Source organism: Algibacter sp. (genome assembly GCF_049667265.1).
GTDB lineage: Bacteria > Bacteroidota > Bacteroidia > Flavobacteriales > Flavobacteriaceae > Algibacter_B.
This window is the reverse complement of record NZ_JBATHX010000273.1, coordinates 1-5,794: the sequence shown is the minus strand read 5'-3', so window position 1 is coordinate 5,794 and position 5,794 is coordinate 1. Positions and strand designations below refer to the sequence as shown.

At 33.9% G+C, this 5,794-nt stretch carries 8 protein-coding genes; 7 read left to right on the top strand and 1 reads right to left on the bottom strand.

The genetic code is table 11. The features are described 5' to 3' along the window. The 5 genes from WBN21_RS10235 to WBN21_RS10215 all read left to right on the top strand — a co-directional run. Nucleotides 1-445: cyclase family protein (locus WBN21_RS10235; RefSeq protein ID WP_424199952.1), on the top strand; the 445-nt coding region annotated here is incomplete at its 5' end. Next, the gene (locus WBN21_RS10230; RefSeq protein WP_424199950.1) at nt 446-1,057 is read left to right on the top strand and encodes a DUF4230 domain-containing protein; all 612 of its coding nucleotides are present in this window, start codon (nt 446-448) and stop codon (nt 1,055-1,057) included. 91 nt (nt 1,058-1,148) lie between these two features. Further along, a complete protein-coding gene (locus tag WBN21_RS10225; protein WP_424199948.1) occupies nt 1,149-1,514 on the top strand; it encodes an MmcQ/YjbR family DNA-binding protein in 366 nt (121 codons plus the stop codon). Between the two features lie 143 nt (nt 1,515-1,657). Then, nucleotides 1,658-2,488 (top strand): hypothetical protein, encoded by an 831-nt coding sequence (locus tag WBN21_RS10220; RefSeq protein WP_424199946.1) that lies wholly within the window; start codon nt 1,658-1,660, stop codon nt 2,486-2,488. A gap of 126 nt (nt 2,489-2,614) precedes the next feature. Next, the gene (locus tag WBN21_RS10215) at nt 2,615-3,193 is read left to right on the top strand and encodes a PhnA domain-containing protein (protein WP_424199944.1); all 579 of its coding nucleotides are present in this window, start codon (nt 2,615-2,617) and stop codon (nt 3,191-3,193) included. Here WBN21_RS10215 and WBN21_RS10210 read toward each other — a convergent pair. Further along, a complete protein-coding gene (locus tag WBN21_RS10210; protein WP_424199942.1) occupies nt 3,190-4,035 on the bottom strand; it encodes an AraC family transcriptional regulator in 846 nt (281 codons plus the stop codon). The two genes, WBN21_RS10215 and WBN21_RS10210, sit on opposite strands and share 4 nt — an antisense overlap. A 155-nt stretch (nt 4,036-4,190) precedes the next feature. On the opposite strand from WBN21_RS10210, the gene WBN21_RS10205 reads away from it, so the two are divergent. Next, nucleotides 4,191-5,120: a dihydrodipicolinate synthase family protein gene (locus tag WBN21_RS10205; protein ID WP_424199940.1), complete on the top strand. Its 930-nt coding sequence runs from the start codon at nt 4,191-4,193 to the stop codon at nt 5,118-5,120. A 174-nt stretch (nt 5,121-5,294) separates the two neighbouring features. After that, a partial coding sequence (locus WBN21_RS10200) for an aldehyde dehydrogenase family protein (RefSeq protein WP_424199938.1) occupies nt 5,295-5,794 on the top strand: 500 nt, incomplete at its 3' end.

Below are 5,794 nucleotides of genomic sequence, written 5' to 3'. Positions count from 1 at the left end.
AGTTATTACTGTTGCCCCCGAAACAGAAAATGAAGATAAAATCATTTCAAAAAAACAACTTCAATTTGCCTTAGGAAATAAAAAAAGAGACGCTATAATTCTAAGAACCATCCCAAATACGCGAGATAAACTATCAAGGCAATATTCAAACACCAATTGGCCATATTTAAAAGCAGAGGCTGTGAAGTTTTTGGTTAGTAAAGGGGTGAAACATTTGCTAATAGATTTACCAAGTATTGACAAAGAAAAAGATGGTGGCGAGTTACTAGGCCATAATATTTTTTGGAATACAAAAGGTAAATTAAGAATGGATGCTACAATTACCGAATTAATTTATGTGTCAAACAAGGTTGAAGATGGCGAGTATTTTTTAAATTTACAAATCGCACCATTTGAAAATGATGCAACACCAAGCAAACCTATTTTATATAAAGTTATAAGTTAAATGGAAGTTTTTTTAGCAATAATTATCACAATCTTAGTAACCCTTGGAGTCGTTACTATTTTGAAATCCATAAAGAAAAAACAACTTGTTAATTCGCAATCAACCATTCTTTTAGATAAAATTAAAAAGGTATGTAAGTTTATAACCGTTGAAGGCGATTTTGCTGAAATTTACCATTATGAAGATGTTAAAGAACGTTTTTTAAAACTCGTTTCAAGTAAAAAGAAAGCACTCGTTGTTATAAATGCAAAGGCACACATAGGTTATGATTTATCTAAAATTGAATTACAAGCCGATACTGATAAAAAGAAAATTATTTTAAAACATTTTCCACAACCAGAAGTACTTTCAATTGAAACTAACCTGAATTATTATGACAAATCTGATGGTTTGTTTAATAGATTTGAAGCAAATGATTTAACAGGTTTACACAACGAAGCAAAACAGCATATTCAAGATAAAATACCTGAAAGCGGACTTATTCAAGTGGCTCAGAAGGAAGCTTTAGAAACTATTTTGCTCATTGAAACCATAGTAGAAACCATTGGTTGGAAATTGGATTATTCAGCTTTAGAAATTGGTACAACTGAAACTCCGAAACTTAAATCTTGATAACCATTTCTTCTGATAAAAGTAATCGTCAAATAGAGGTAATTCATGGGTTATTAACGAATGCTTATTGGACAAAAGAACGACTTATTAAATGAACATTGAGCAAATTCGAGAATACTGTTTAGCAAAAAAAGGAACCACCGAAGATTTTCCTTTCGATAATGATACTCTTGTTTTTAAAGTTCTAGGAAAAATGTTTGCCCTAGTGTCATTAAAAAGGTGGGAAGCCGGAGAAGCTGCTATAAATCTGAAAGCAGACCCAGAATTTTCTGAAGAACTTCGTGCCGAACATAGTAGTATCCGCCCTGGTTTTCATATGAGTAAAAAACATTGGAACACCCTATTTCTTCACGAAGGCGAATTGCAAGCAAAACTTGTAAAAGAATTAATAGATCACTCTTATAATATGGTTGTAAAAGGCATGACTAAAAAAATGAAAGAAACTTTATTTGATTAAATTATTGATAATCAATAGTTTTTAACTATATTTATAAGAACTCTCAATTCCCTAATACTTTTTTATAGCATAATCAAAGACCCGAAATCTTAAAGTCGTATTTAATTTTAACCAATTATATTAACTTTAATTTTTAACAGATTATGAAAACAAGTAAACTATTATTTTCAGCAATTGCTATGATGCTTTTGTTGATTTGCACAACCACACTTTCTGCCCAAGACGAAGCTCCTAAAAGACCAGAATTTATTGCTGTAACTACCAACCATTGGAACATGGACAAAGAGGATTTTAAAATGTCCGAATGGAAGGCTGCTCAAAAAGAGTACTTCGAAAAAGTAATCATGAAGAATGAGTACCTTATGGGGCATAATATGTATTTACATAACATGACAGCTGATAACACCGAGTTTCTAACGGTGAATTCATTTGCCTCTTGGGAAGATATAGGCAAGTTCGGACAAAGAAGTGCCGAGTTAGAAAAAGAAGCATGGCCAGATGAAGCTAAAAGAAAAGCATTCTTTAAAAACTTAGGTTCCTATTATGCCAATGAGCATTCCGATGAAATTTATGCACCTATAAACGGAGTTAAATTAATGAGTGAAAAACCAACTAAGGATATGGTGTGTTATGTTAGAAGAAGCCATTTTGCGTTTCCTGAAGACGGCACCATGGAAGAATTTAATAATTTAAGAATGGAAGGAAATGCCGGTATTGTTCAAAAGAATGAATACGTCAAATTTTATTCTCCTTTGGTACATGCTTGGGGTTCTGATAAAACAGAGTTTTTAGAAGCTTTTTATCTTGAATCACTAGCCGATTTAGATAAAATGTGGGAGAGAGATGATGAATTAATGAAAGAAACCTTCCCTGATACTGAGGAAAATAGGGTAAAAGGTAAAGCATGGGGCAAGTATTTTACTGGTGTTCATGGCGATTATTTGTATACATGGATACACGACCTTTCAAAATAAAAGTATTGTATTTCAGTAAAAAGGGGACACTTAAAGTGTCCTTTTTTTGTTTTAAAAGGAATTTTTACAAGTCTAAACTTTTGAAAGCGCCAATTTTTGTATCATTGCAAAATCAAAACCACATTCATGAGCGTATTACAAACATTACAAGAAAGAAGCAACAATACCTGCGAATTATGCACTTCTACTGAAGATTTAAAGCAGTACACTATTCCGCCATCATTAAATGAAAATGTGGCAAACGATGTTTTGGTTTGTAAAACTTGTATGGATCAAATTAATGGTGATGCCGACATGGATGCAAACCATTGGCGTTGTTTAAACGATAGCATGTGGAGCGAGCACGTGGCAGTTCAAATTATGGCTTGGAGAATGCTTCAAAGATTGCGCAATGAAGGTTGGCCAAAAGATTTACTAGATATGATGTATTTAGATGACGAGGCTATGGCATTAGCCAAAGAAACAGGCGAGCATAAAGACGAAAGCGAAAAAATTATACACCGAGATATTAATGGTGTTATTCTTGAAAATGGCGATAACGTAGTACTTGTAAAAGATTTAAAAGTAAAAGGCTCAAGCATGGTGGCTAAGCAAGGAACAGCCGTTCGTAATATTCGATTAGACCGTGATAACGATAAGTATATTGAGGGAAAAGTAGGGGCTACTCTAACTGTTATAATCACAGATTTCGTAAAGAAACTTTAGTTTAAATGCTTCCTTATTTCTGAAGGATTATGGCCTTTAATAGCCTTAAACTGTCTATTAAAATTCGACATGTTGTTAAAACCAACGTGGTCTGCAATTTGAATGATAGATAAATCTTTATTTGATTGTAAAAATCTGCAAGCTTGTTCAATTCTCAATTCATTTAAAAACTGAATATAAGTTTTATTAGTGCGCTTTTTAAAATACTTGCAAAAGGCGTTTTTTGTCATATTTGCAATCCCAGAAATGGCATCTAATGAGATGTAATTTTGAAAATTATTCATTGTAAATTCAAAAACGTCACGCATTCTTTGTCCTTCATTATCTGTGTACCTTTTATCATAAATAAAAGAAGATAAGCTTTTATGATGCCCTTTCGAGCTAAGCTTTAATATTTGAAGGAGAACCAAAAAGCGATTAAATTTCCCTTCAGCTTCAAGCTCTAAAAGCAAGGATTTTATCTGTTTCGATTTTGATGAAACTCTAAAGCCATGCTTAGCTCGCTTAAAAAAAGGCTGCAATTCTTTTAATTCTTCTAAGTTGAAAAAGTTTTTTCCGAAAGCATGTTTAGTGAAAAATAAAGTAACCATGTGCGCTTTTTTCGAGGTGCTAAAATCACTTTTAAAAACATGAGGAATATTACTGCCAATAATTAAAACATCATTTTCATTATAATCATTTACCGAATCTCCAACAATAAGTGTTCCCGAACCTTCCACAATCAAACTTATTTGAATTTCTTCATGTTGGTGGAGTTTATCATAAAAAGTATCGCCATAATCAACCTGATATATAAGAACATCTTCTTCAGGTTTCGGGATTTTAAAAGGTAGAACTTTCATGGTTTTTAGGTAGTTAAAAATTAAAAATACATAAATAATATTCAAATTATAGTTTAAATAACAAAAAACGGATAATATAGTATGTATTTTGAATAATAAACTATTCACTAGAATGCAGGTGTTTCTATAAATTTACAGTATCAAAAAAATAAATTATGAGTATTCAATGGAAAGGTGTCATGCCAGCAGTAACAACCCAATTTAATCAAAACGATGAATTGGATTTACAATTATTTAGAAAAAACATAACGGCTCAGTTAGATGCAGGTGTTCACGGCATTGTATTAGGTGGCACTTTAGGCGAGGCAAGTACCTTAACCGACGAGGAGAGACGCATTTTAACAAGAGAAACCGTTGCTTTGGTAGCAGGTAAAGTTCCAGTTTTAATGAATATTGCCGAACAAACTACAAAAGCCGCAATAGCCTTAGCAAAAACTGCCGAACAAGATGGAGCAAAAGCTCTTATGATGTTGCCGCCAATGCGTTATAAAGCAAGCGATGAAGAGGTTGTTGAATATTTTAAAGCGGTAGCAAACAGTACCACTTTACCAATTATGATTTACAACAATCCTGTAGATTATAAAATTGAAGTAACGCTTGATATGTTTGAAGAATTATTGAAAAGTTGCCCAAATATTCAAGCCGTGAAAGAATCAACCCGAGACACCACAAATATTACACGTATAAAAAATCGTTTTGGAAATCGACTAGCCATTATGTGCGGCGTAGATACTTTAGCGTTGGAAAGTTTACTTATTGGAGCCGATGGTTGGGTGGCAGGATTGGTGGATGCATTTCCTGCTGAAACGGTGGCCATTTACGAGCTTCAAAAAGCAGGAAGAATTCAAGAGGCCATTGCCATTTACAGGTGGTTTATGCCACTTTTAGAACTCGATATTCACACAAAATTAGTGCAATATATCAAAATGGCTAGCTTGCATACTAACATTGGGTCGGAATATGTGAGAGCGCCTCGATTGGTTTTACAAGGTGAAGAGCGTAAAAAAATAGAGAACATTATAAAAGAGGCACTTTCTGTAAGACCAACATTACCAGATTATAAAAATCTAAGTATTTTAGCATAAATAATTTGGGTGCCTGACTGCCGACAGGCAGGTTACCCCGAAAAGGGGTCGGGCTTTCCACTACAATCTTTTGCAAAAGCAAAAGGATTTCCGTTGCAATCCCTGCCTGCCGGCAGGCAGGCCTAACACAAAAGCGTAGTGATATTTAAACATATTTATAAAGATTAGTAAAGCATGATAACAGGAAAAAACTACATAGGCAAAAAACTTTCAGCAACAGGGAATAAAACATTTAAAACATTTAATCCCTTATTGAATATAGAAAACTCATGGGGAATAACAGAAGCATCAGCAAGTGAAGTCAATCAAGCTGCCGAATTAGCTTCAGAGGCCTTTAAAGCCTATTCAAAAATTTCAGGTAAAAAGAAAGCCATTTTCCTAAGAACCATTGCGAATGAAATTGAAGCTTTAGGTGACGATTTATTACAAGTATATTCCTCAGAAAGCGGATTACCAAATGGCAGAGCCATGGGAGAACGTGGCAGAACCCTTGGTCAATTACGTGCTTTTGCAGATCATGTTGAATTAGGTCATTGGGTTGACGCTTCCATAGATACGGCTCAACCAGATAGACAACCGATGGCTAAAGTCGATTTAAGAAAAATGAATATAGCCTTAGGTCCAGTTGTTGTTTTCGGAGCATCAAATTTTCCATTGGCGTTTTCAACGGCAGG

Bases quoted from the DNA above. Each gene is read 5' to 3' on its own strand.
- WBN21_RS10230 (WP_424199950.1), top strand. From the start codon at position 446: ATGGAAGTTTTTTTAGCAATAATTATCACAATCTTAGTAACCCTTGGA.
- WBN21_RS10225 (WP_424199948.1), top strand. From the start codon at position 1,149: ATGAACATTGAGCAAATTCGAGAATACTGTTTAGCAAAAAAAGGAACC.
- WBN21_RS10220 (WP_424199946.1), top strand. From the start codon at position 1,658: ATGAAAACAAGTAAACTATTATTTTCAGCAATTGCTATGATGCTTTTG.
- WBN21_RS10215 (WP_424199944.1), top strand. From the start codon at position 2,615: ATGAGCGTATTACAAACATTACAAGAAAGAAGCAACAATACCTGCGAA.
- WBN21_RS10210 (WP_424199942.1), bottom strand. From the start codon at position 4,035: ATGAAAGTTCTACCTTTTAAAATCCCGAAACCTGAAGAAGATGTTCTT.
- WBN21_RS10205 (WP_424199940.1), top strand. From the start codon at position 4,191: ATGAGTATTCAATGGAAAGGTGTCATGCCAGCAGTAACAACCCAATTT.